This window comes from Fluviispira multicolorata, from assembly GCF_009208585.1.
In the GTDB taxonomy this organism is placed as follows: Bacteria; Bdellovibrionota_B; Oligoflexia; order Silvanigrellales; family Silvanigrellaceae; genus Silvanigrella; species Silvanigrella multicolorata.
On sequence record NZ_WFLN01000007.1, the window covers coordinates 136448 to 159585 of the forward strand.

The window sequence follows — 23138 nt, forward strand, 5'->3', positions numbered from 1 at the left end:
TATTTAGCCTGTCGACGATTGAGAAATCTCTTCCCTAAAATGATAACTTTTAACAAGAATATTAATTTTTAAGCTCATTTGGCGTAGGCTTGTTAAGTGTGTACAAGCTTGGGGTTGTACCAGTTCTACGAAGTTTATTTTTATCTTTCTTGCCCATTTTTACCTTTTTGGCTTCGCGGCAGCGATTTGTCTTGTCGGTAGGTGAAGTCATGTCTAACCCCTTTAATTTATTGATAAAATAGAAATAGAACGAGTTTTCATTTGAAAATCATTCCTAGAAACCGAAACCATGCCTCATTTTTTCCCGTTTGACAAGGAAAATTTGGTATAGAATTGCTTATGGATGAACGGATATCTTAGAGAAAATTTAATAAATGAATGAAATAGAATAAGGTGAATAATAAGAATTTTAAGACAATTTCTTAAAATGGTGCTCCCGGGGAGAATCGAACTCCCACTTCCAAAGGAAACGCGATTTTGAGTCGCGCGCGTCTACCAGTTCCGCCACAAGAGCATTATTCACGAAAAGCTGCCTTTGCAGTATTTCTACGATCTACCTCTAACTCATTTAGTAATCGTTTCCTATAATGTCAAGAATCTCTCTTAAAAATCTTACTTCATTAAAAAATTGCTAAACTCTATTGAGAATACGAATGTGATTCTCTACGGGAGGGGAAAAAAGTGGAATACTCCATCATGCAGCAAGACGATGGAAAAATGATAACTTTAATGGGTCTTATAAATGAAGATTCAGAAATGACATTTAAAGATCTCGTTCTTGAGATTAAAGATATCAAAAAAGTTGGATTTAATTTTTCCCAAGTAAAAAGTATCAATTCGCTAGGTGTGCGTGCCTGGGTAAGTTTTTTACGATCTATTGAAGAAGGTCGGTCGCTTGTTTTTTATGAGTGTACTCCTGATGTTATTATGCAGATAAATATGATTCCAAGTTTTCTAGGGAAAGCATCAGTTTCTAGTTTTTTTGTGAATTATATTTGTGAAGTTTGTAATAAAGAAGAAAAAAAACTTATTGAAACCGCATCTCTTCCACCTAAAACGATTCCAAATGCTCCTAAATGCGAATCGGATGAGTGTGGAATGCAAACTGAAGAACTAGAAGATGAATATTTTGTTTTTTTAAAGCGCTGAGGTGATGATTTGGAGAATCAAAGTGTTCTCGACTCACGACTTATAGAAAAGTTTGAAATGCATCGAGACTTCACTCGAGTTTTTCTTGATGCATTTATATTAATAAATAGAGAGCAGAAAGTTTTAAAATTTAATTCGGCTTTTTGTCAGATTATTGAGCAAAGAGCAATCGACGTACGGAGAATTGGTTCGTTAAAAGAAATGCTTTTGACAACAATGCCCGGTACAGATCAATCTGCTATTGATCAATTATTAGAATCTTCTAATCCAACTCGAATCGATGAAGTTGCCGCAATTAATGTAACAAATAGAAAAGAAGTAACATTAATAATTAGCAGTTATCCATATTATGAAGATGATGGAAAAATGCTTGGTGCTTGTTTACTAATGCGAGATGTAACTGCTGAAACAAATTTGCAGACTAAATATAAAGATAAATCATTGCAGTCAATAACCGATCCTTTAACAGGATTATACACACGTCGTTACTTTGAAGATCAAATTTCTAAAGAAATTGAACGCTGTAAAATTAATAATATAAATCCAAAACTTGCTATAATTATGTTTGATCTCGATAAATTTAAAAATGTAAATGATACGTATGGTCACCAAGCGGGGGATTTTGTTTTATCAGAAACAGCAAAAATATTGAAAGAAAATGCACGAAGATCGGATATTTTAGGTCGCTATGGTGGTGAAGAGCTCTTAGTTGTTCTTTTTGATGCTAATGAACGTGGTACAGCTGTCACAGCAGAAAAATTTAGATCTGCTATTCAAGAGCATAATTATTTATTTCAGGGGACAAAAATTCCTGTTACAACAAGCGTTGGTGTTACTTTAATAAAAGCTGTGGATGATTCAAAGGAAGCTGCAATTAAAAGAGCAGATGAGTGTCTTTATCATGCTAAGGAAAATGGTCGCAATGTTGTTATTCTTGATTTCGGTGCAGGAAAAATTAAGGCTTTGGATTTTATTGCACAAACTCCTGATATTCTCCCACCTTGATTTAAGGATTAACAATTGAAGGATCTTCACTTGTTTGGAAAATATCGGAAGATGAACCGCCATCAGAAATATTTTGGGGCTGAACCATTGCATATCCATAGGCACCATCTTGCCATGCATAGATACGTCTTACTTTTCCGGTAGAAGATATGATTTTACGCAAGATTCTTTTCTTAGGGAAATCACTCTCATTTTTTTGTGATAATTTAACAATATACAGTGTGCTTGGACGATCCATATGAATATTAGAAGTTGCGTGTGGTAAGCCTGCTATTGGTTGCATAGAAATGCTCACACCCTGCTGTCCTTTTAAATAAAAAAAACGCCCTTCATTTGCTGTGTACTTTTGAGTGATTTTCTTTGGAATCACAGGCTCAAATGATTGATTTGGCAGTGACTCCAATGACAACTGGGGAAGGGCTGTTGCATCTCCTACAAGATCAAAGTCAGCTGGTAGAGTGCCCGCATCAGGTAAAAAAGCCATTTCCGAAAGAATGTCGTGATGGTTATTTTCGAAGCCACCTAAAAGCGAAAATGTGAGAAGGGCAGCTGCACTTGCGGCTACGCAGTGAGTCAATATATATTTTTGATTTTTTAATAGAATGGCTTTACATGTTCTAAAATATAATTTTCCCTTATTTATCGAAGATATTGATTTTAAGGGAGAGAGTTGGCGTTGTAAAAGCATTTGTTCAAGTTGTATCTTTTTATCTTTTGATAAGGAGTGTGTATCAAAATGACTTTTAATAGTTTTTTTCCAGCTATCGACATCCTTTTTATAGTTATTCTCATTTGGTAACATAAAACACACCTCAATGCTGAGACCATACTTATATAAGTATAAACGATTAAAAAAAGTTTTTTATTCCAAATTAGGTGAATTTGACTTCAACTTCTGGAGGGCACGTGAGAGCGTGCTCATAACGGTTCCCATGGGAATATCTAATATGGCAGAAATCTCTTTATAAGAATAGTCTTCAGCAGCAAGAAAAATGATGCTTCGTTGTCTATCATTTAATTGAGAGAAGCGTTTTTTCCATTGGTCATCTAGTGCAAGTTGATAAAATTTTTTTTCTTCATTTTTTAAATCAGAAACTGATGAATTATTTCCTTGTGTCAAATTAAAATCGCTTTGGTTTGTTAATTTTTCAAGTGTTTCTTCAGATGAATCTAAACTCCATTTTTTGTTGGATTCTAATTCATCAAGATAGGTGTTTTTTATTATTCGGTAGAGCCAATTTTTAAAATGATACTGTGTTTCAGTCTTTAAAAAAATTGAGTCGACATCTTGTTCATTTATTATTTGTGGATTGTATTTTAATACAAACTTTGAAAATGATTTAAGTGCTTTGAATAAGGCTGTTTGATGAATATCTTCTGCATTGACTTTATTGTTTGTTAAACTTACACAAAATCGAAACATTGGATCCCAATATTTTTTAGAATGTTGAACAAATAAGGAGTTCCAATTTAACTCATAATCAATAATATTTTCGACAGATTTTACATTATCCATTGTTACCATTTTTGAAAAACACCGATTCTTTGTATGTTCTTAATATTAACTTAAAAGATACTTTTCCAACCGCAGCAAGAGGTATTGCTAATAATATTCCATAAAATCCAAACCAATCTCCAAAACAGAGAACAGATAAAATGACGAGTGAAGGATGCAATCCAGAAAATCTACCAAGAATTCTTGGAGTGATAAAAAGGCCATCCAAACATTGTACAGCTAAAAAAGCCAATGACACAGATAAAATAAGATGGCTATCTGCAGCATTTGTAACTAACACAAAGAAACATAGAAAACTTCCTACAAGAATATCCATATATGGAACAAGTCTAGATATTCCAGTGAGTATGCCAACAGCAATAGCAGCAGGTAATCCTGCAATTAAAAATACGGTTGGATATAAAAAACAAAGTATCAAGATTACCAATGATTGTCCACGTAAAACGGAGCGTAATTTTTTATCTACTTCTTCAATAAATTCGATGAATATTGGTTTTATATCGATTGGTACAAGATCGAATATTTGTTTATGTATTTTGTTAAAATCCCTCATAAAGAAATAAGAAAAGAGAGGGGTAAATACTGTCATAATTAACAATGAAGCAATAAAGCGCGTACTTGCTCCAATTCTTGAGAGAAGCGTTTCACCAAAGTTTTCTAAATTTATAGGAATAAAGTCATAAATATTTAGTATTTTATACTGTTTTTGTCCTGTTATATTTGAAATAAGAAGCTGAATTTTTGGAACAAGATTAAGTTCAATATAGTTTTTGAAAGCCGGTAGTTTAGTAATTAAATTTTCTATTTGATTAAATAATAATGGAAAAAACAACCAGATTGCAAGGAAAGTAAGAATCCCAAGTATAATTATTGTAATAAAAGAAATAAGAGCTCTATTAATACCTTTATTTTCTAAGTATTCAAATACTGGATTGATAAGATAGGCTGCAACGAATGAAATAATGAGAGGGCCTATTACTATATTTATAAATGCAAATATAAAAACAAAGATAATGAAAAAGCTAATAAAAAATATTTTTCCTCTATTATTTTTCATAATTATTCTTTTTCTAAGCCCCTCAGTTTAAGAAGTTCTTCATCTGTTTCTTTTATCTCTTGGATAATCTCATAAAGTTCAGTTTCTTTTAGAAAACTATTAATTTCTTTTGGTAATCCATCCTGTTGTGCCTCATAAAGATTTCTCCCGAGTTCTGCAAAGAGTTCTTTTCTTTTTTGAATAAGTTTTACTTTGCCATACTGTTTTTTTGCTTCTTCAACTCCTCTTTTGATTTCACGTGTGCTGATTGTGGCTGCATCTGCAATGGACTCTTGAACTTTTTTCCAGTTGAATGAGAATTTACTTTGAGTGTTCATATTAATCACCTTTTCTCTGATTCTGCTTTTTCCGTTTCTACCTTAAGCAGGTTCCCAAAACTCATAGCAAATATGAAAAGTGGAATGTAGGCAAGTACTATCGCCGGAAAGGAGAAGGTATGAGAAACAATCGCAATCAACAATGCTGCTGTTGATAATGGAAATGTGTGATATAGAACAATTGATATTTGTCTATCGGGCTTTATTGCTCCTAAATCCCATAATAGACTTGTTCTGGAATTCTTTTCTCCTCTTTCTTTAGCGATCAAAATAAATTCGCGAATTAGAATAGAAAGAATAGAAAAAATTGCAATTTCGGGGAGTGGATAAATAAGATATAAAATGATTGCAATAAGATGAAAAGATATAAACGATAAGTGATGAAATTGGATTTTATGCAATATAAAAAAAAGAATGAGCAAACAGAACGACAAAATACTTCCATTCAGAGATACAAAAGGGTGGTGGTTGGAACTGAAAAAGATTGTAAAAAAAAGAATAAAAATAAAAGCGGAAAGAAGTTTATTTTTTATAATACTCATCATGCGATAAGATCTCCTTCTTTCTTTTCTTTTGTAAAGTTAATATCTTTACTCCTACTGAGTTTTAATTCTAACACGCTCTATGCACAAGATGAAACGGAAGAAAATACCTCCTATACACCTGTATTTCGTTCAGGGCATACTTTGTCTCTCTTAACATCTTGGGATCATTCTACTTGGAATGTGAGCCAAAACAGTGCTTCGAGCTTTGGAACAATATCTTCTCTTTCTGAGACACGTTTAGGAGTTGGACTGTATTTAAGATATGCTTATCACATAAATATAGTTTCAAATTTTGGCTTTTTTCTGGGTACGACGGCGGGACTGCTTTTACCTGTCTCAAATTATGGTAGTTTAAAACCTGTTTACGGGTACGCTTTTCCAACTGTTATGGGAGGGCTGTCATTAAATTTCAGTCAAAATTATCGACTCCTGACAGGAGCAGAGTATGGTGCGGCATGGTTCCCAGATATGACGATTTTAACCGATACAACATCTACTGCAGCATCAACATCACGTGCTCTTGCTCCTGTCCCTGACGTGTTTTCTTATTTTGTCGGTTTAGATTATTTTTATAAAAAAAACTTAGCACTTTCTTTTCAAACAGGATATCGTTTGACTAAGATAACTTGTCTTAATAATTGTTCATCAACCTCATTTTTAAATACCTTGTCAATTAATAATAAAAGTATATTTGCACAGTTGGGACTGACATTTCAGGTAAGTGAATTTCGATAGCAGAAGTAAACATAAGAGAATTAATCTATAAAGCGGATATCTTTAACTTCATAGTATTTTTCACCCCTTGGTAAGTTTACTGTGACTATGTCTCCAACTGCTTTATTAATAAGTGATTTTGCAAGTGGACTTGAAATAGAAATAGCATTGTTTTTAATGTCTGCTTCGAGATCTCCTACAATTCTATATGATTTTTCTTCACCTTTGCTATCGTCACTCACATCAACGAGAGAAACAAGAGCACCAAATACGACTCTATCGGTTCTTCCTTTACCACCCGTAATAACTTGTACACGTCCAAGCTTATCTTCAAGCTCCATAATTCGACCTTCGATAAAGCCCTGTTTTTCACGCGCAGCATGATATTCTGCATTTTCTGAAAGATCGCCTAAGGCACGTGCTTCAGCAATTTCAGAAATAACTTTTGGGCGATCGAGGGTTTTAAGGCGTTTTAGCTCTTCTTTTAATTTCTCATGACCAATCTGAGTAATGGGAATGGGAGCGTTTGTATCTATAGACATAAAAAATTACCTTTTTAAAATCTGTATAAAAAAAGAAACAAATCGATTGATTGCCATCTATGATGGAATAGCAAAATTCGATTCGCTAAAAAATTATCCCAAGTAAGAACTCAAGAATTTGTTTGGTTCATTGTAGTCTGAACCGAGCTCCTCTTCAATTAGGAAAGCATAATAATAAATTGCTCTGCGGGCTGAAGATTTACACCTTCAGCCCGCATAACAAAAATAATTGTATGCCATATCATGAGTTGGGATCAATGACACATAAATAGGATAGCATGCTTACTTCCGTGCTTCAACATACTTAAGTCGAAGGTCATAAAGTAAGCTTGAGAGCATTTCTTCTTCAGCTGCGGTTAGATTCCCTTTTGTCTTTTTCAGAAGAGTATCTAATATTTCTATATTTAAATGAGCAGTTTCAGTGTCTTTGCTATAGGTGTTGGTACCAGGAGTGGGATATAAACCCATAGCGACAAGAGCTGCATTGCCTAACGAGAGAATTAATATACTGAATGTTGAATGTTCTTGCATTTGCTTTGGCTCCAAGAAGAAAATACATTCTTGAGAACTACATTCACACAGTATCATGAGTCAACAGGTAGGCAAAGCTCAAGATGCGCGATCTGTTGCTTTATAAGATTTTAGTTTTTTCTTATCTTTTTCACGCAAGGACTGAGGGATTTTTTCTATGCTAAAAGCAACCCAGAGCTTTAAAATCACTCTCGATTCTGATGAACTGCAATCGATACCAAAGACTTTTTCAAACTCCTGTTCAAAAAGGCTCGACAGATGATTTTTGGGAAAGATAACCTCAAGGTAAATAGTATCATCCCAAACTACTGATAAGCTGGGAAAAATTTCGGCTTGCTTGGAAAGGTAGAGAGACTCTTCGAGAAAATTAAAAATAGCGGAATGTGTATGTGTTTCATTTTGTAACCAAGTATAAAAATGAATTGACTCTCTTGGAACTCTTAACACATGAATAGGATGGATTTTTTCAAATTTGGATTTGTATTTTAAAAAAATCTTCCTTAAAATAGGGGCCATGATTTTTTCAGTTGAACTTTGGGACTTAGAAAACTCATGCCAAGGAAAGCCAGAAAATCTTGAAAATATTTTTTCTCGTTGATTCATCGAAATTGTAAACATGTTAATTTGCCACACTGTGTGTGGTTCCTCGAAATGAATAATATAGCTTTCAACTGAAATACTTTGCCAGTCTGTCACTGAATAATGAGTTTCATCATAAGCATGTAAATCAGACTTGTCCAGATGTTGGTTTTCGCCAAATACTTTAAAGCGTATTCCTGATTCCCTTAAATTTAAAATCAATAAAAACGCTGCTCCAATAATGGCTGCAAACACAAGGATCACATCTCTGACAAGAATATCTTGTTCAAGACTTAACATAGAAAAAGCCCTCACAATTTTACTTTTCGGTAAAATAAAGGGCTTTCTAAAATAATTTCTTTATGTTCAGTTAAGGATTTTTTTGAACAAATTCATGGATTTCTTTGCTGAGAAGCTCAATTTTCATTAAAGTTTCTTTGTAAGCAAGCTCTACATCTGGCTTTTCTGTACAAACAGAAACATAAAATTTGAGTTTTGGTTCGGTTCCACTGGGACGCATTGAAATTTTACTCCCATCTTTGAGTAAAAACTGCAATACATTTGAATTTGGTATAGAAAACTTTAGCTGTGTACTTTTCTCAGTATAATCAAGTATTTGATTTACTGAAAGACCTCCCCAGCTTTGCTTGGGATTTGTCCTCATTTCTAACATCATGCGAGCAATTCGCTGTGCTCCTTCTTCGCCATAAAGATCAATGTTTATAAGCTCTTCGTGCCATGCTCCATGTATTTTAAAAAGATCAAAAAGATATTCGCAGACTGATTTGTTGTTCATTTTTAAAACAGAAATCATTTCAGAAGCTTGGCAGATTGCAGCGATAGCGTCTTTGTCTCTTACGTTGTTTGCAGGCATAAAACCAAAACTTTCTTCGGTGCCAAAAAGGTATTTATGGCTTTTACCCTCTGTTTCCCAGCTGCGTACAAGTCCTGCAATCCATTTAAATCCAGTTAAAGTATTAAAAATTTCAATATCATAGTGAGCACAGATGCGTGAGTGTAAATCAGAAGTGACAATGGTTTTTACGATTTTGTGCGTGCTTTCAAGTTTTCCGCTTTTTTTCATAAGCCCTAAAATAGAGTCTATTAAAAGAGCACCCGTCTGATTGCCATTTAGTAAAACATAGTCCCCTTGGGCTTGGTGAGATAAAAGCCCTTTGGCCATTTTAGGATCATAAACTGCCAAAGCCAATCTGTCAGAGTCAGGATCTGTTGCAAATACGCAGTCAGCTTTACGGTTCGTTGCATATTGGATTGCAAGAGAAAGAGCATCTCTTTCTTCTGGATTTGGTTTTTTGACTGTAGGGAAATTGCCATTGGGTTCCGCTTGTTCAGGAACAACAAACACATTTTTAAATCCCCATGACTCAAGCGCTCTCAATGCGGGAATTTTTCCGGTTCCATGTAGAGGAGTGTAAACTATATTTAAATCTCTTGTTATGTTTGGTGCTAAGGATAACTTTTTAATTTCAGAAAAATAATCAGTTAATAAATCATCATTAATATAATGAATTAATTTTTTATTCTCCGCTTCTTTGAAATCAATATATTTTGCTTCAGAGAAAGATAATACTGAAAACACTTCATTTAAAATACCTGCATCTTGCGGAGGAATGATTTGTGCGCCATCTTCCCAATATATTTTAATTCCATTGTACTCAGGGGGATTATGGCTAGCAGTGACACAAACGCCACTCAAGCAATTTAATTTTCTAATTGCATAAGATAAAGCAGGAGTTGTTTGTAGAGTTGGAAAAATATACACTGGAATATTATTTGCGGCTAAAACACAGGCTGTTTCTTTAGTAAATAAAGGTGAATTGTTTCTACTGTCATATGCAATAGCAACACCTCTATGAGTGTCTTTTGGGCAGTGCTTTGTAATATAATTTGCAAGCCCTTGAATTGATCTCCGAATAACGTAACGGTTCATGCGATTAGAACCCATACCCATCACTCCACGCATTCCACCTGTGCCAAATTCGAGATCACGATAAAAACGATCTCTTAATTCTTTTATATTTTTTTCTTTAATAAGTTCGCTAATTTCATTTTTATTTTCGATTGAAATAGAAGAATCGTTTAACCAATCAGCAATTCTTGATTTACAATCAGTGAGTGGTGAAAATAGTGGGGAGTTTAATTCATTTAAAATAGCGCTAAACATTTTATACCTTTCAGGGCTTGCTCATTTCTCTTTGAACCTGTTTTAAATTATTTTGAACTGCTAACATATCCGAGTAACCAGGGTAGTTTTTAATAATTCCTTGTAAAATTTGTAAGCATTGACTGAGAGTGTCTTTTCGAGTTGCCCCTGTTTGCTGACTTGCTCTGACAAATAATGCTCGTACTTTAAAACGTAAATTCATGACAAGATTTTTTTCTGCATCGGAGCGCAAGCGTTTTATGGAATCGCTCCTTTTATCGTTTGGAATGGTGTCTATTAATGCCAACGCTTGTTCAGGTGAATCATTGTCAAGCATTTGTTTTGCACTGCTGACGATTTGATCGATTGTTTGATTGGGAGCATCTGTTAATGCGCCTGAGTTGGTCATTTGTAAGCCGGGTTCTTGTGGGTTGAGTTGTAAGATTTGTGAATTTAAAGATGAAATATCAAGTTGTTGTGCTAATATTAAATCGCGTGCAACTCGTTTTTCTGTCAGTGCATTGTCTTTTTCACCCAATGCGATATAAAAATCAGATATGGTATTTTTGAGCCAAGCTTCATTGATAATTGGATATCTTAATTGAGTTGCTTTTAAAACGGCAATGGCATTGTGTAAGCGATTGGGATTATCAAGGCCCGCTTTTGCGTCGCACACATAGACAGCGGCTTGCGATAATGTTGGGTAAGAATCGATAGGAAAAGTTTTAGAATATTTATCTAAAGATTTTGCCAAATCAAGTACTGTTGAACAATTTTGTGAGATGAAATTATCTTCAATTTCTTTAAGTGTTGAAAGGATTTTTTCGAAATCTTTTTCAGTTAATACTATTCTTATAGGAGTTTGGGTGGTTGAAGAAGGTGGAGGATCAATTACAGAAGGAGCTGGTTTAACAGCCGGAGCATTTACAATACTTACGTTTTCTTTTTTACCTGTAAGGCTTGTGCAACCCGAAATAAGAAAAATAAAACCACTCAAAAGAATTGATTTTAAAAATATTTTTTTTTCTGACATACGAACCTTTTTTAAATAACAAAAAAATAAAAATACAAACTCAATCAAATAAATTTGTATTACATGGAATGAATGTTACCAGTGACAGGAGAGTCCTAGCAAGTGTCTGCGTTCAACAAACGTTTGTGTTGTGCTATTCACTGGCAATGAGTCGTTAATAACATAAGATGAATAATCGATCGATAAAAATGCAGCGTTAATTGATATGCCCCATGTTGCCCCGCCTTCCATGTAGCCTCCTCTGATTGAAAATCCTTGTTGAATAAGGACTTTTCCAAAGTAAAGCTCGGCACCTGCATGTAAAAGTCTATTTAAATCGACATCCTTAACTCCATAATTGTTGCCACCAAATGAAACTGGAATGGGATAAACATCGACTGAGAGTCTTAAATTCACTTTAGATTTTGCAACTTTTCCCCTTGGAGTTAAGGACAGTCCTATCCTAAGTTCTGTCGGATCAATTTTTGAAGTGTTTGGTGAAGTATCTGTACCTCCCTGTCGAATTGCCCCGCAAATATTTTCTGTATTTTGTGTCACTGGATTTTTATAAGTATTGATGCATCCTGTTGGAATATTTCTAACAGCAATTCCTAGAGTGGGGAACCAATAATCTGCAGCTGTGAACATCAAACCAGCATCGATTCCGACGGATGTGGTTTGGATCCCATTTTTCGTAATTTCGCTTGTGAGATCATTTGTTGAAGTAACATGGGTGGTATCCATTGTGCTGTTTTGATAATCCGTGCGATAATTGGGACGTATGGAAAGCCCATAGCGAAAGCCTCCGCGTTGGGTTGCGTTAGAAATTGCAATGGCAGCAGTGGCCGTTGTGGTGGAAATGGTATAAGCGTTATTCGGATTTGCCGTGTCTAAAAAAGCTACCTTATTCTCGCTTCGTATTGGAAATCCAATCATAAATGTTGGGGCAAATTTTCCTCCAAATATTATTTCTGGAAAACTCTGTAGTTCTAAATAGGATTGTTTTCCTGGTGTGTTTTTTGCTGCATTTATGAGATCAGTCCCCCATTCCAATGGATTTGCTTTCATATTATTGAGCATCAATTCATTGGCACCTATTTCAAAATCAGGAAATTTAATATCGCTTATAGCTTTTTTTGAAGCTGGGTTTCTTGTAGAGCTTAAACCTGCAGGATTTGCATAAATAGCTGTTTCATCATTGGAGAAGGCCGTAAAAGATTCTCCCATCCCCATGGCGCGCATACTGTGCCAATCCACTGGTAAAGTTTCTGCAAAACAATACATAGAAGATAATGAAGAAATGTATAAAAGCAGATATTTTTTCAGAAAACTTAACTTCATCCCTTCACCTCAAATAAATGAATCACTTTCATAAGGTGTCGGCATTTAAAATTAATTTTAGAAATGAAAAATTTTCCTAGGCAAGATTCAAAGCGGAGTCACAAAAAAGCCTATTTTGGTTCGATTTGTTAAAGTTGGATTGTCTAAGTTTTTTCCTTCGAAGATATCGATAGCATAAAAATTATCTTTGATTGCTTTTTGACTTTTCTTTAAATTTTTTTCATCAACTATAAAAATTTTTTCAAGATTTTGTTTAGTTACTGAATCAAAATAAAAGGGAATACTTTCTGAAGAGGTTAAGTAGTTTCCAAAATAAAAGTAAGGAAGTGAAGTGATATTTTTACGATATGAAAAACTTCCACCTAAAAATTCATCAATATTTGAGTAAAATGCATTTGCACCCTCATTTTTTTGATACCAGGTAAAAGTTATAAATTTATTTTTAATGGAGCAGGGAAAGAACTCTATCGATTTTTCTAAAATAATTTGATTCACAGGATAATTAGTTTGTACCCCAAATATCTGTTCCTTTTTTGGATTCCATAAAAATGAAGCACAATTATGCGCATCAGGCTTAATGAGCAAAGTGTATTTAAAGAATTTATTTATATTTATTGGTTCAAGAGATGTTTTTATATTTTCTTCATAGTCTTTTTTCTTTATATTTTCTAGCATATAACCATCAATTTTTGATTGCTTATTTGCGATGTTTTTTCCTACTGGTATTCCAACGTTAGTCAAAAGAGTAGCTGTAATATCATTGATATTTAAATTTTCAAATGTTAAATTTTTCTTAGGAATTAATCCTGGAATTTTCAATATTCCAGTGGCAATACTTCCCTTTTTTGAATCTACTTTTTCTAAAGGTTGTAAAATAAAAACAATTGTGCGATTTTCAATTTTTCTTGCTTTAATGGTGTCCATGATTTGTCCAAGTGCGCGATCAATATAAGATACTCTTGCTATGTCATCAATCTGAAAAGGATTGACAATAGAAGAAAAGCCTAGGGTTGAAATTGATTTACCGAGATCTTTGAGTGTAGGACGAATAAGTGTGGGATCTGTGTCGAGTAGAATATGTGCTAAAAATCTGGACTGTTGATTTTCTTGTGTCCAATTCTGAAAAGCCTCTACTGTTCTTGGAATATAAAGAGTTTGGTTATTTATTAAAATATATTCATTTGGTCCCCAGTTTGGAACTGCATCAATATTTTGAGATACGCCAGATAAATATGAAGAAATTACTTGGAAATCCTTTTGAGAGATGGAAGGTGATATATCTTTTGATTTTGTTTTAAATATTGCATCTAAGCCTTGAACTGGTAAATTTCTGTCATCAATTTGCATGTTTTTTCTTGAAAAAGCCCATTCGCTTTTTTCAAGCCAACGTCCATAAAAATTTGAAAAACCAGCTGATTCAGAAATTTGTTTATTAAAAAAATATGTTTCAGGATTTGCAATTCCAACGACATCGTATCCATATTTTCGCAATTCTAAATATGTATTTTTTTCTTTTTCATCATCAACTTCTTCTCTTGTTATTGGGATATTATCTGAGCTTAAATATTTTGAATCTGAGAAAATGAATCGTCTGAAGTTTTCACTTGAATTTTCAGATATCGAGATGCTTTTTGAAAAAACGGCTGATTGTTCTAATAAAGAATTTAATGTTGGGGATATTTTTGCAAGTTTTTTTCTGTTTTTTAGTAGTGATTCAGATATTTTTGGTGTTTGAATAATTACAATATTATAACCAAAAGCAGTGCTATAAGGCTCATCGGTCATAATTTGTGGATTTGTAATTTGAGTTAACGGATCTATAATTGTAACAGATTTTTTTGTTGGTTGATTTAGTTGAATAGGGGTTGGAGGTAATTCTTCAGGTTTTAAATCTTCTGGTTTTTGTTCATCCACAAACTTATCTACCTCTTCATCATCTTCTAATATTGTTTCATCTTCATTTGCTAATTTTACGGTCTTTTTTTGATTTGCTATAAGTATGGTTTTATTTACATTCCAAATTTTACTTTGGCTAGAAACACGAATAGGTGAACGAGCATTGTGCTCAGTGTGATTTACACTTGCATCTAAAATATAAAAGCTAGAAGATATGCTTATGATTTTTATATTTGTTGCGGTTGAGTCATTAATGGGAATAGAGAATTTAACTCTTTTCTGTACATCATCTTCTGTAAATGTCTTTGCCCAAATATATTGCCCAAGATTTATTCTAATACTACCAGGAGTTAATAAAAAGAGAGTAAAATTAAATGATCTTCGACCTCGCACAACAGGAATTGTTGCTTTTATTTCTTCTCCACCTAAGAGTATAATGCCTTCAATCAAGCGACTCCAATGGCTGTAAGGAAAAACAACTTGTGATGATTTTCTAAAAACGTTTGGATTGAGTGAGTTGTAAAATAATTTTTTTGCTGGGAGCATTGGCCATAAAAAAGAAGTGTCTTCAAGGGAAGTCATAAAGCGTGTATTTGATATCTCAGCATTTGAATCTAAAAAGAGATCATAAATAGGAGTATTTAAAATCTCCATTCTTTGCAGTTGCTTTTCCATTCTACGCAACTGTTCTGACTTTGCATAACGTTTGAGACGACGGCGTTCAAGGTTTTCTTGCTCTAATGCTGAAATTGGCCAAGGAGCTATAAAGCGGGAGGAGCGAGCTGTGCTAAAATTATTTGATATTGTTTGAACTGGAAAAAAGAATGAAATAATTAGAAAACAAATTAAAAATGTAAAAACAGTAATTGATGAGACTATAATATATAGTGATAATTTAGATAGTCTTGATGTTTTTAGAGCCATAACATTAACCTATTTAATTGAATATTGAATATAACTATAAAATTTACTTTTGACTTCACTTCCATATTTTTTTATAAACTGTTCTTTGTCTAATTCACTGAGGGTTTTAAACCCTATAGGGGTACCAATTATAATTTGAAAGACATCAAATTGTTTATAAAAATCATTTAAATTTCCATCTGTGATAGGATTCATCTTTTCAAAATTTTTGTAACTTCTTGCTGCCAGAAGTTTTTCAGATTCATATTTTTTAAGTTTATTATCTACATTTATAAAAATTTGATTGTGAATATTTTTATAAGAAAATTTATTTATATAATTGCCTTTATTAAAAATTCCTTCTCTCCGTAAAACTATATAAGATAACCCACTTTCGTTTTGGCAGAGTACTCCATATTTTACAGCTTCCTTTATACTTAAATAAAAATCTTTTTTTATTACTGGGAAATTATCTTTTTTTGAATCAATAGTATCCATAAGAAAATAAAATTTATTTTGAATACCTTGATTATGTGAAGTGAGTTCAAAATTAAAGAACATTGAATTACAATTTGTATTTGGGCTTTTTTTGATTAATTTTTGATAAATAATTTCTGGTGTTAATAAGACTTCTTGTGAAAATGAGTGTGAGTATCCTTTTGCTTGGTTTAATGAATTATTTTTTTTATTATATGGCATAATAATTATCTCTTTTTGGTTTGCATCTTGAAGGCCTTTAATAACAAAAGATAAATAATAGTCAATTTTATCTGTGTTATAGTCAAATTCTTTTTTTGAAATATATTCAGGCCATTCGATGGTGTTGATAAAGCTATTTTCTTTAATATGTTCCATTTCAGGTAAAAATATTATAAATGTACTTAATTTTTCATTCTTACTTAAGATTTTATCGGCATAATTTTCAAGTAAATAGCTGTTTGAATCTATTATGTTTTCCCATTTCCAGGTAGAAAAGAAAAATCCACCCAAACCAATTCTAAAGAAAAACATTAGTTGAGGCTGAGAAAGAGCGATTCGGTTTAAATATATATTCATCCAACTGGGATTGATGTTATTGCTTATTCTATTTTTATTAAATATTTGAGAGAAAGTAAAACTGCTTTTGCCATTTATTCCTATAAAATATTTATTAGTTTCTTCTTTTAACTCACTTTTGCTTCGATTAATATTTTGAAAACTCTGTAAAGGTGCTGGAGTAAAAAGTCTTTCATCTGTTAAATAAATATCTCCCAAAATTGTGGCACTTATTGATGCTTTAGTTGGAGAATACAGAAACCAATTGTTTTCATTTTTTAAAAGTAATTTTGATTCCCTAAAAGAATTATTATGCGTCAGAAGATAATCAGGTACAAGAAAAATAAATTTAGAATTTTGTTCTGAATTCTTACCTATAATATTCCACTTATTATAAATCTCTGTTTTTTTAATTTCATAGAGTTTATTATAAAAACTCTCTTGCAATTCATAGATATATGAGTTTTTATCAAACCATTTTCTCATCATCTGTGGAGCGGCACTTGTGCTTATGAGCAATGCCATAAAGTGGATATAAACACAAAATAAAATTGGTAAATAGGTTGCAGCGAAGGTAAAAATAACGGGTCTTTGCCCCTTGCGTAGTTTTTTATCCTCTTGCACTTTCATGAGAATCTTTAAGAAAATTGCAGGAAGAGATAAAGTGCCGCCTAAAATCCCAGAAAATATTATTATTATTAAAATAATACCGATAAATTGAATTGTTAAATTGAATGAAGAAAAAAAAGAAAGATAAGATTTCTCGCCATATGTAGAATCATATAAAACAATAAGAAAAAAAAGTGAGATTAATGACCAAAAAAGACTTGAGTAAATAATATAACGCCAAAGTACAGTTATAAATGACGTCATTTTATCTGTTCTTTTTATCATTGGACTTCGAGCACGAAACATTGTCTTTGCGCTCCCAACCGAATTAGAGTAGGATTCAAATCCTTGAAAATCTCCAATCGGTTAAATTATTTATAGGATACAATATATGTCTTTTTTAAATGATAACATATCACAAAAGAAAATAGTTCTTGGCAGTGACAATCTGACTTTAGAGAATCTTATAAAAATTTCCAGAAACGATGTTAAAATCGATTTATTTGAGGATTCTCTAAAAAGAGTTGAAGCAGCTCGAAACTGTGTAGAAGAGAGGCTTGAATCAGGTGGAACGTATTATGGAATCAACACAGGTTTTGGTGCATTAGCAAATGTCAAAATACCTTCGGATAAGTTAGATGAATTACAAATCAATCTTATACGCTCGCATGCCTGTGGAGTTGGCGAACCTTTAGCGGAAGATATTGTTCGCGCGACTCTCGTTTTAAGAATTATGAATATTTTAAAAGGAAATTCAGGCGCAAGAAAAGAAACTGTTTATATAATGCAAAGTTTTTTAAATCTCGGAATAACGCCTTATGTTCCTTCGAGAGGTTCAGTTGGCGCAAGCGGAGACCTTGCTCCACTTGCACACATTGCTTTAAATTTAATTGGTGAAGGTAAAGTTTATTTTAAAGGAAATCTTGTTTCTACTCGCGAAGTATTAGATCACTTAAAAGTTGAGCCATTAAAGCCAAAAGCAAAAGAAGGATTGTGCCTTATTAATGGTACACAAGTAATGACTGCAATTGGACTTTTATGTTGTTACGATGCGTTAAATTTATTAAAAACAGCTGATATCACAGCAGCAATAAGTTTAGATGCCGTTAAGGGGACATTGACTGCATTCAGGCCTGAAATTCAGAATGTAAGACCTTATAATGGGCAGAAAATCGTTTCAACAAATATATCAAAAATTCTAGTAGATGATGGAATACGTTTAAGTCATATGAACTGTGATAAAGTTCAAGATGCGTATTCATTTCGTTGTGTGCCACAAGTACATGGAGCAGCACGCAATGCATTTACGCATGTGCTTGACACTCTCTTGCTTGAAGCACACTCAAGCACCGATAATCCTTTAGTCTTTCCAGAAACAAATGAAATATTAAGCGGAGGGAATTTTCATGGAGAGCCCGTTGCTTTAGTGCTTGATTATTTTGCTTTGGCAATGTCTGAAATTGGAAATATTTCTGAAAGAAGGCTTGAGAAACTTGTCAATGCACATATGAGTGGTTTGCCACCTTTTTTAACTTTAAATTCAGGTTTATGTTCTGGCTTTATGATTCCACACGTGGTTGCAGCAGCTCTTGTGAATGAAAACAAAGTTTTATCGACACCCGCAAGCGTTGACTCCATTGCGACTTCGGCTGAAAAAGAAGATCACGTCAGCATGGGTATGACTTCTGCAAATAAAATGCGACTTATTTTGAAAAATGTATCTTTTATTCTTTCTTTAGAATTGCTTGCTGGTGTAGAAGGGGTAGAGTTCCATTTACCTTTAGAGCCTGGCGCAGGAGCGCGTGCGGGCGTAGAGTGGACTCGAAATTTAGTTCCTGCCGTTAAGAATGCAGATCGATCTCTTTCCGAAGAAATAGAGGCTGTTGCGAGCAAACTTCTCCGTGGTGAACTTGTCCATTTTGTTAATCAATCGCTTTCAGGATATACTTTGCAATGACTCTTAATAAAAATGATTCTGTCCTCTGGCTTGCGCATGTTGCGAAAGAATTTTTCCCTGCATGGCAGGATCGTTTGAATCGTTCCGAAAAACAAACCATTAAATCTTTAGGACATAATTTTTATTCTGTTCAATTTAGTTCAACTCCCACAAGGGGATACTTATCAGAATCTATTTTTTCACGTTATTGGTTACCTGTTCAATATATGTGGCCTACAAAGTGTGAAGAAAAAGGATATATCGAAAAATGCGCTCAAGGATTGCTCGCAAAATTTAAAGATAAAAACTTTGGTAACGTCGTTGTCTTTTCGTTAGATCGCAAACAGCAAAAATTAGCATCCAATTTACGCGGGCGAATTTTGCAAGTATTTAGTGCAAAATTAAAAGAAAAATCTCCAACAAAATTATTAACAGAGTGGACTAAAAAACCAGTTTTACAACCTATTTATAATCAAACTCTTATAGTCGCAATTTCTGATAAATGCACGTGGGCAGGGTTGAGCACACCAAGTGAAGCGGGCTCTTTTTTTGCAGGTGGGCGTCGTTACGTTGGTGTTTCTAATGAAAGTATTGCCAGCCGTGCCGCTGCAAAATTTGTTGAAGCCACTGAGTCTTTACAATTAAGTGGAATCAAAACAGATAATGCAAAGAAATGGCTTGAATTGGGGGCTGCTCCTGGGGGAATCACTCACGAATTGATTGAAAAAAAATGTGAAGTTTGGGCAGTCGATAAAGCTGATATGGACGAAGATATAGTTGAAAATCCACTGGTTCATTTTTATAAAATCGATGCACGTGAATTCAAAGTCAGAATGACTTTCGATGCCCTTATGTGTGATTTAAACGGACCTGCATTTCTATCAGCAAAAATTTGTAGCGAGAAGACCTCTCTTCTTAGGAAAGGTGGCATTATTATACATACTTTAAAAATACATTCTGCAAATGAATTTGAAAAAGATTATGAACTGACACTTAAAGAATTCGCTCTTCAAAATTGTCAATTTTTATATGCACGCCATTTGTATAATAATAAACAAGAAGTCACTCTTTTCTTTAAAAAGAAATAAAATGAGTTCCACTTGTTTTAAGACAATATATCGCAATGCTGTTGCAGAAATTGTAATTGAAAAATCTCGTTTTATTTCATCAATTGTTAAAGTCAATACTGAAGAAGATGTTTTTGAGTTCTTTGCTTTGATAAGAAAAAAATATTTCGACGCAACTCACAATTGCACTGCATTTATTTTAAAATCAGGAACAATGCGATCCAGTGACGATGGTGAACCTTCTGGGACTGCTGGCAGGCCTATGCTCGAATATTTAAAAAAGAATGAAGTTTATAATGTAGCTGTTGTGGTCACCCGTTTTTTTGGTGGTATTAAACTTGGTACGGGTGGTCTTGTACGAGCCTATAGTGCTGCTGTGAATGATGTACTTAAAAAAGCTGGTACAGTTGAATATACTCTGCATAAATCATATATTTTAGCCTTAGAATATACTAATTGGAAAAGAGTAGAAAATCATTTAAATTCAAATCTTATTTGTTTTGAAAAACCAGAGTTTCTTCAAGATATTCAAGTTAAAGTATATGTTAAAAATGAAAACACTTTTTTTCAAGAAATAAATGATTTATGCAATGGTCTTGTTTTAATTGAGCGTAGCGAAGATAAATTTATTGAGATTCTTTTATCGAAACCGTCTGAATAAGGGCTTCTTTTGGATAAAAAGGAACATTGTACATACCTTCTCTTTGTCCAATTTTTATTTTAGCAATTTTTTGGACGACTTCCATTCCAGATATGACCTTTCCAAAAACAGTATATCCGTCTTGATTATCTTTGCAGTCTAAAGTGTTATTGTTTGCTAAGTTAATGAAAAATTGTGAAGTTGCAGAATCGGCTGAATTAGGCTTCCTTGCCATTGCTATTGTGCCTGTTGTATTTTTTAAACCAAGAGAAGACATATTTTTTATGGGAGCTAGTTTATTTTCCTTTTCTGTAAAGTTAACGTCATAAGCCCCTCCTTGAATTATAAATCCATCAATAACCCGATGAAATATTGTATTATTATAATAGCTACTTTTGACATAGTTTAAGAAATTATTTACAGTGATCGGATCTTTCTGTTTAAATAGATCGAGTTTTATTTCTCCCATACTCGTGACAATAACAACCTCAACATTTCCTTTTGGAACTGTCGGTTTAGGAGGTGTTTGGTTTTTTTGAGCAATTAATTTTTTCTTTTTCTTTTCTGATTTGATTCCCTGAGTTTTTTCAACTTGTGAAAATACTGATAACGAGTTGAGCCATATTGGTAGACTTAAGCATAAGAGCAAAATTTTTAATTTGTATTTCATTTTTTTTAATGATCCTTATAAGGAGGTGATAATGAAAAGACATATCAAATCATTCGGAATATTAGTAACATGCTTTGCAATGCACACACAAGTATTCGCATTTTGGGATCAATCTCATCAGCTCATTGGTGAGATTGCAGAAAAAAAAGTTAATAATGATTCATTAGTTAAGATTAATAATTTATTAAAAGTTAAAATTTCCTATCCGGGGAGTGAGGTCTTATCGCAAAATACAAGTTCTTTAGACACGGCGGCTTCTTGGGCGGATAGTATTAAGGCGTATTTTTATCAAAATGTTAATAAATCACTTTCTCAGTGTCATTATGTAGATATTAAACTTAATAAAAGTGATATTAATAAGGAAAAGAGCGAAGCTGAATTAAAAGGACTTTTAAATGATGAACTATCAAAGGAACCATATAATTCTGTTTCTTGTTTGAAAAGTGCAATTAAAACCTTAAATACTTCTACAGAAAGTGAGGTTAATAAAGCGATTGCATTAAGGCTTGTCGTTCATATTATTGGCGACATTGGTCAGCCACTACATAATGTTTCATTAGTTAATGAGAACTTTTCTGATGAAGGCGGAAATAAAATTAAATTTGATGAAAAGGTTGAAATTAAAAATCTTGATGGAAGTTTAAATCAAGTAAATAATTTACATTCAATGTGGGACTCTTCGCTTTCAATGTATTTGCAATTTCCCTATAGTAAAGAAGATTCAAAAATTGGATTATTTAGTGAGGATGAAAGAAATTTAAATAAATCATATGCAAATAAAATACTTGGAGATAATGAACTGGTATTGCTTGCAAAGAAAGAAAATAATTTATTAGATCCTCAAAGTATAGAATCATGGGTTATTGACTCTCATAAAATTGCTATAAAGTATGCTTATACAGATCTGAAATTTGATAATGGGAGTAAAAATGTATTAAAAGCAAGTTTTACAAATGGATGGAATCTTTATAAAGCGAATAGAATAAAGCTTATGCAGCTTCAGATATTAAAGTCTGGAATGCGTTTAACAGAAATATTAGATGCTATTTTTTCAGATAAAGTAATAAATAATGCTTACAATAAAATTGTTGAAGATATTATGAACGATGATTCTATAAAAACGATTGATATTAAATAAAAATTTTTATTCTTTATTATTATATTTTGCATTAAATTTTTCGTCAGACATTATTAAATATAAAACACCTTCTATAAGTGCTATAAAAGCTGGAATAAATGTCCAGCAGAATAAAATATACAAGACTCCTTGCCCTTTTTTCCCCAAATAAAATTTATGGATTCCAAGGCCTCCTAAAAATAATGCGAAGATTGCGGCAATCACTTTTGATTTTCCACTTGTAATGCCAAGAATTCCCATTTGTCGACAACCGCAGAAAGGACAAATTTCAGCATTTATATTAATATTTTTTCCGCAATCTTTGCAAAATTTTTCGTTTGCTTGTTTACCATAGATATCCATTCCAAAAACTCCAATATTGGTCTTCTTATGAAAAATAAATTTACTATAAAATTTAGAATTTTTTAATTCCACTCTTTTTTATTTTTAAGTAATGATTTAATTTGAAGAATGGTCGGGGATGCGGGATTCGAACTCGCGACCCTCTGCTCCCAAAACAGATGCGCTACCACTGCGCTAACCCCCGACTGGAGAATTTATACTTGCCATATATTAAGAAAAAAGACAAGTTTGATTTACTTTAAAGAATGGTCGGGGATGCGGGATTCGAACTCGCGACCCTCTGCTCCCAAGACAGATGCGCTACCACTGCGCTAACCCCCGACTGATGAAGGGATACTTGCCACATAAAAAAAATAAGTGCAAGCTTTGAATCTGTTTTTTTGATTTTTTCGTTCCATTTTTATTTACAAGCAATTACAAGAGGTTACTT

The 23138-nt window shown here is 33.1% G+C and carries 22 protein-coding genes and 3 tRNA genes; 7 read left to right on the top strand and 18 right to left on the bottom strand.

Annotation, left to right across the window (positions count from 1 at the left end):
- Positions 1 to 61 precede the first annotated feature (61 nt).
- Positions 62 to 211, bottom strand: coding sequence for a hypothetical protein (locus GCL57_RS14800; RefSeq protein WP_161597687.1), 150 nt, complete (start codon positions 209 to 211; stop codon positions 62 to 64).
- Between the two features lie 217 nt (positions 212 to 428).
- A tRNA-Leu gene (locus GCL57_RS09610) sits at positions 429 to 514 on the bottom strand.
- Positions 515 to 681: 167 nt separating this feature from the next.
- On the opposite strand from GCL57_RS09610, the gene GCL57_RS09615 reads away from it, so the two are divergent.
- Positions 682 to 1149, top strand: coding sequence for an STAS domain-containing protein (locus tag GCL57_RS09615; protein WP_152213131.1), 468 nt, complete (start codon positions 682 to 684; stop codon positions 1147 to 1149).
- A gap of 9 nt (positions 1150 to 1158) precedes the next feature.
- Entirely contained in the window at positions 1159 to 2154 is a 996-nt protein-coding gene (locus tag GCL57_RS09620; protein WP_152213132.1) for a sensor domain-containing diguanylate cyclase, read from the top strand.
- Position 2155: 1 nt separating this feature from the next.
- Here GCL57_RS09620 and GCL57_RS09625 read toward each other — a convergent pair whose 3' ends face one another.
- From GCL57_RS09625 to GCL57_RS09640, 4 genes are read right to left on the bottom strand one after another with little or no spacing between them, the layout of a single operon-like run.
- Positions 2156 to 2956 (bottom strand): hypothetical protein, encoded by an 801-nt coding sequence (locus tag GCL57_RS09625; protein ID WP_152213133.1) that lies wholly within the window; start codon positions 2954 to 2956, stop codon positions 2156 to 2158.
- A 60-nt stretch (positions 2957 to 3016) separates the two neighbouring features.
- Entirely contained in the window at positions 3017 to 3670 is a 654-nt protein-coding gene (locus tag GCL57_RS09630; RefSeq protein WP_161597688.1) for an RNA polymerase sigma factor, read from the bottom strand.
- The gene (locus tag GCL57_RS09635; protein WP_152213135.1) at positions 3663 to 4727 is read right to left on the bottom strand and encodes an AI-2E family transporter; all 1065 of its coding nucleotides are present in this window, start codon (positions 4725 to 4727) and stop codon (positions 3663 to 3665) included. The genes GCL57_RS09630 and GCL57_RS09635 overlap by 8 nt, the downstream gene beginning before the upstream one ends.
- A gap of 2 nt (positions 4728 to 4729) precedes the next feature.
- Positions 4730 to 5044, bottom strand: coding sequence for a hypothetical protein (locus GCL57_RS09640; protein WP_152213136.1), 315 nt, complete (start codon positions 5042 to 5044; stop codon positions 4730 to 4732).
- A 395-nt stretch (positions 5045 to 5439) separates the two neighbouring features.
- Here GCL57_RS09640 and GCL57_RS09645 point away from each other — a divergent pair, with 395 nt between their 5' ends.
- The gene (locus GCL57_RS09645) at positions 5440 to 6324 is read left to right on the top strand and encodes a hypothetical protein (protein WP_152213137.1); all 885 of its coding nucleotides are present in this window, start codon (positions 5440 to 5442) and stop codon (positions 6322 to 6324) included.
- 20 nt (positions 6325 to 6344) lie between these two features.
- Here the strand turns inward: GCL57_RS09645 and greA are convergent, their stop codons facing one another.
- The 8 genes from greA to GCL57_RS09685 all read right to left on the bottom strand — a co-directional run bounded on the left by greA (position 6345) and on the right by GCL57_RS09685 (position 17221).
- Positions 6345 to 6845 carry a transcription elongation factor GreA gene (greA, locus tag GCL57_RS09650; RefSeq protein WP_152213138.1) on the bottom strand — a complete coding sequence of 167 codons (501 nt, stop codon included), beginning with the start codon at positions 6843 to 6845 and terminating at the stop codon, positions 6345 to 6347.
- Between the two features lie 282 nt (positions 6846 to 7127).
- A complete protein-coding gene (locus GCL57_RS09655) occupies positions 7128 to 7376 on the bottom strand; it encodes a DUF1844 domain-containing protein (RefSeq protein ID WP_161597689.1) in 249 nt (82 codons plus the stop codon).
- Positions 7377 to 7454: 78 nt separating this feature from the next.
- A complete protein-coding gene (locus GCL57_RS09660; RefSeq protein ID WP_152213140.1) occupies positions 7455 to 8255 on the bottom strand; it encodes a hypothetical protein in 801 nt (266 codons plus the stop codon).
- 70 nt (positions 8256 to 8325) lie between these two features.
- Positions 8326 to 10140 (bottom strand): phospho-sugar mutase, encoded by a 1815-nt coding sequence (locus tag GCL57_RS09665; RefSeq protein ID WP_152213141.1) that lies wholly within the window; start codon positions 10138 to 10140, stop codon positions 8326 to 8328.
- A 10-nt stretch (positions 10141 to 10150) separates the two neighbouring features.
- Positions 10151 to 11152 (bottom strand): hypothetical protein, encoded by a 1002-nt coding sequence (locus GCL57_RS09670; RefSeq protein ID WP_152213142.1) that lies wholly within the window; start codon positions 11150 to 11152, stop codon positions 10151 to 10153.
- A gap of 75 nt (positions 11153 to 11227) precedes the next feature.
- A complete protein-coding gene (locus GCL57_RS09675) occupies positions 11228 to 12472 on the bottom strand; it encodes a hypothetical protein (RefSeq protein ID WP_152213143.1) in 1245 nt (414 codons plus the stop codon).
- 87 nt (positions 12473 to 12559) lie between these two features.
- Positions 12560 to 15292, bottom strand: a complete 2733-nt coding sequence (locus GCL57_RS09680; protein WP_152213144.1) for an alkaline phosphatase family protein — start codon at positions 15290 to 15292, stop codon at positions 12560 to 12562.
- Positions 15293 to 15301: 9 nt separating this feature from the next.
- Entirely contained in the window at positions 15302 to 17221 is a 1920-nt protein-coding gene (locus tag GCL57_RS09685) for a hypothetical protein (protein WP_152213145.1), read from the bottom strand.
- 85 nt (positions 17222 to 17306) lie between these two features.
- Here GCL57_RS09685 and hutH point away from each other — a divergent pair, with 85 nt between their 5' ends.
- The 3 genes from hutH to GCL57_RS09700 are packed head-to-tail and all read left to right on the top strand — an operon-like array spanning position 17307 to position 20579.
- Positions 17307 to 18872: a histidine ammonia-lyase gene (gene hutH / locus GCL57_RS09690; RefSeq protein ID WP_152213146.1), complete on the top strand. Its 1566-nt coding sequence runs from the start codon at positions 17307 to 17309 to the stop codon at positions 18870 to 18872.
- Positions 18869 to 19939 (top strand): SAM-dependent methyltransferase, encoded by a 1071-nt coding sequence (locus GCL57_RS09695; RefSeq protein WP_152213147.1) that lies wholly within the window; start codon positions 18869 to 18871, stop codon positions 19937 to 19939. Before hutH ends, GCL57_RS09695 begins: the two co-directional genes overlap by 4 nt.
- Position 19940: 1 nt before the next feature.
- Positions 19941 to 20579 (top strand): YigZ family protein, encoded by a 639-nt coding sequence (locus GCL57_RS09700; RefSeq protein WP_161597690.1) that lies wholly within the window; start codon positions 19941 to 19943, stop codon positions 20577 to 20579.
- Here the strand turns inward: GCL57_RS09700 and GCL57_RS09705 are convergent.
- The gene (locus GCL57_RS09705) at positions 20545 to 21228 is read right to left on the bottom strand and encodes a peptidylprolyl isomerase (protein WP_152213149.1); all 684 of its coding nucleotides are present in this window, start codon (positions 21226 to 21228) and stop codon (positions 20545 to 20547) included. The two genes, GCL57_RS09700 and GCL57_RS09705, sit on opposite strands and share 35 nt — an antisense overlap.
- A gap of 31 nt (positions 21229 to 21259) precedes the next feature.
- On the opposite strand from GCL57_RS09705, the gene GCL57_RS09710 reads away from it, so the two are divergent.
- Positions 21260 to 22366: a S1/P1 nuclease gene (locus GCL57_RS09710; RefSeq protein ID WP_152213150.1), complete on the top strand. Its 1107-nt coding sequence runs from the start codon at positions 21260 to 21262 to the stop codon at positions 22364 to 22366.
- Between the two features lie 6 nt (positions 22367 to 22372).
- Here GCL57_RS09710 and GCL57_RS09715 read toward each other — a convergent pair whose 3' ends face one another.
- From GCL57_RS09715 to GCL57_RS09725, 3 genes are all read right to left on the bottom strand, one after another.
- Positions 22373 to 22708 carry a TM2 domain-containing protein gene (locus GCL57_RS09715; RefSeq protein WP_152213151.1) on the bottom strand — a complete coding sequence of 112 codons (336 nt, stop codon included), beginning with the start codon at positions 22706 to 22708 and terminating at the stop codon, positions 22373 to 22375.
- A 109-nt stretch (positions 22709 to 22817) separates the two neighbouring features.
- Positions 22818 to 22892: transfer RNA gene (locus tag GCL57_RS09720), tRNA-Pro, on the bottom strand.
- A gap of 62 nt (positions 22893 to 22954) precedes the next feature.
- Positions 22955 to 23029, bottom strand: a tRNA-Pro gene (locus GCL57_RS09725).
- Between the last annotated feature and the right edge of the window lie 109 nt (positions 23030 to 23138).

What these genes read in the sequence shown, in the direction of transcription:
- GCL57_RS09700 (WP_161597690.1), top strand. Translation starts at nt 19,941, where the DNA reads ATGAGTTCCACTTGTTTTAAGACAATATATCGCAATGCTGTTGCAGAA.
- GCL57_RS14800 (WP_161597687.1), bottom strand. Translation starts at nt 211, where the DNA reads ATGACTTCACCTACCGACAAGACAAATCGCTGCCGCGAAGCCAAAAAG.
- GCL57_RS09710 (WP_152213150.1), top strand. Translation starts at nt 21,260, where the DNA reads ATGAAAAGACATATCAAATCATTCGGAATATTAGTAACATGCTTTGCA.
- GCL57_RS09665 (WP_152213141.1), bottom strand. Translation starts at nt 10,140, where the DNA reads ATGTTTAGCGCTATTTTAAATGAATTAAACTCCCCACTATTTTCACCA.
- greA (WP_152213138.1), bottom strand. Translation starts at nt 6,845, where the DNA reads ATGTCTATAGATACAAACGCTCCCATTCCCATTACTCAGATTGGTCAT.
- GCL57_RS09695 (WP_152213147.1), top strand. Translation starts at nt 18,869, where the DNA reads ATGACTCTTAATAAAAATGATTCTGTCCTCTGGCTTGCGCATGTTGCG.
- hutH (WP_152213146.1), top strand. Translation starts at nt 17,307, where the DNA reads ATGTCTTTTTTAAATGATAACATATCACAAAAGAAAATAGTTCTTGGC.
- GCL57_RS09660 (WP_152213140.1), bottom strand. Translation starts at nt 8,255, where the DNA reads ATGTTAAGTCTTGAACAAGATATTCTTGTCAGAGATGTGATCCTTGTG.
- GCL57_RS09685 (WP_152213145.1), bottom strand. Translation starts at nt 17,221, where the DNA reads ATGTTTCGTGCTCGAAGTCCAATGATAAAAAGAACAGATAAAATGACG.
- GCL57_RS09635 (WP_152213135.1), bottom strand. Translation starts at nt 4,727, where the DNA reads ATGAAAAATAATAGAGGAAAAATATTTTTTATTAGCTTTTTCATTATC.
- GCL57_RS09715 (WP_152213151.1), bottom strand. Translation starts at nt 22,708, where the DNA reads ATGGATATCTATGGTAAACAAGCAAACGAAAAATTTTGCAAAGATTGC.
- GCL57_RS09625 (WP_152213133.1), bottom strand. Translation starts at nt 2,956, where the DNA reads ATGTTACCAAATGAGAATAACTATAAAAAGGATGTCGATAGCTGGAAA.
- GCL57_RS09675 (WP_152213143.1), bottom strand. Translation starts at nt 12,472, where the DNA reads ATGAAGTTAAGTTTTCTGAAAAAATATCTGCTTTTATACATTTCTTCA.
- GCL57_RS09670 (WP_152213142.1), bottom strand. Translation starts at nt 11,152, where the DNA reads ATGTCAGAAAAAAAAATATTTTTAAAATCAATTCTTTTGAGTGGTTTT.
- GCL57_RS09655 (WP_161597689.1), bottom strand. Translation starts at nt 7,376, where the DNA reads ATGCAAGAACATTCAACATTCAGTATATTAATTCTCTCGTTAGGCAAT.
- GCL57_RS09630 (WP_161597688.1), bottom strand. Translation starts at nt 3,670, where the DNA reads ATGGATAATGTAAAATCTGTCGAAAATATTATTGATTATGAGTTAAAT.
- GCL57_RS09705 (WP_152213149.1), bottom strand. Translation starts at nt 21,228, where the DNA reads ATGAAATACAAATTAAAAATTTTGCTCTTATGCTTAAGTCTACCAATA.
- GCL57_RS09640 (WP_152213136.1), bottom strand. Translation starts at nt 5,044, where the DNA reads ATGAACACTCAAAGTAAATTCTCATTCAACTGGAAAAAAGTTCAAGAG.
- GCL57_RS09680 (WP_152213144.1), bottom strand. Translation starts at nt 15,292, where the DNA reads ATGGCTCTAAAAACATCAAGACTATCTAAATTATCACTATATATTATA.
- GCL57_RS09645 (WP_152213137.1), top strand. Translation starts at nt 5,440, where the DNA reads ATGCAATATAAAAAAAAGAATGAGCAAACAGAACGACAAAATACTTCC.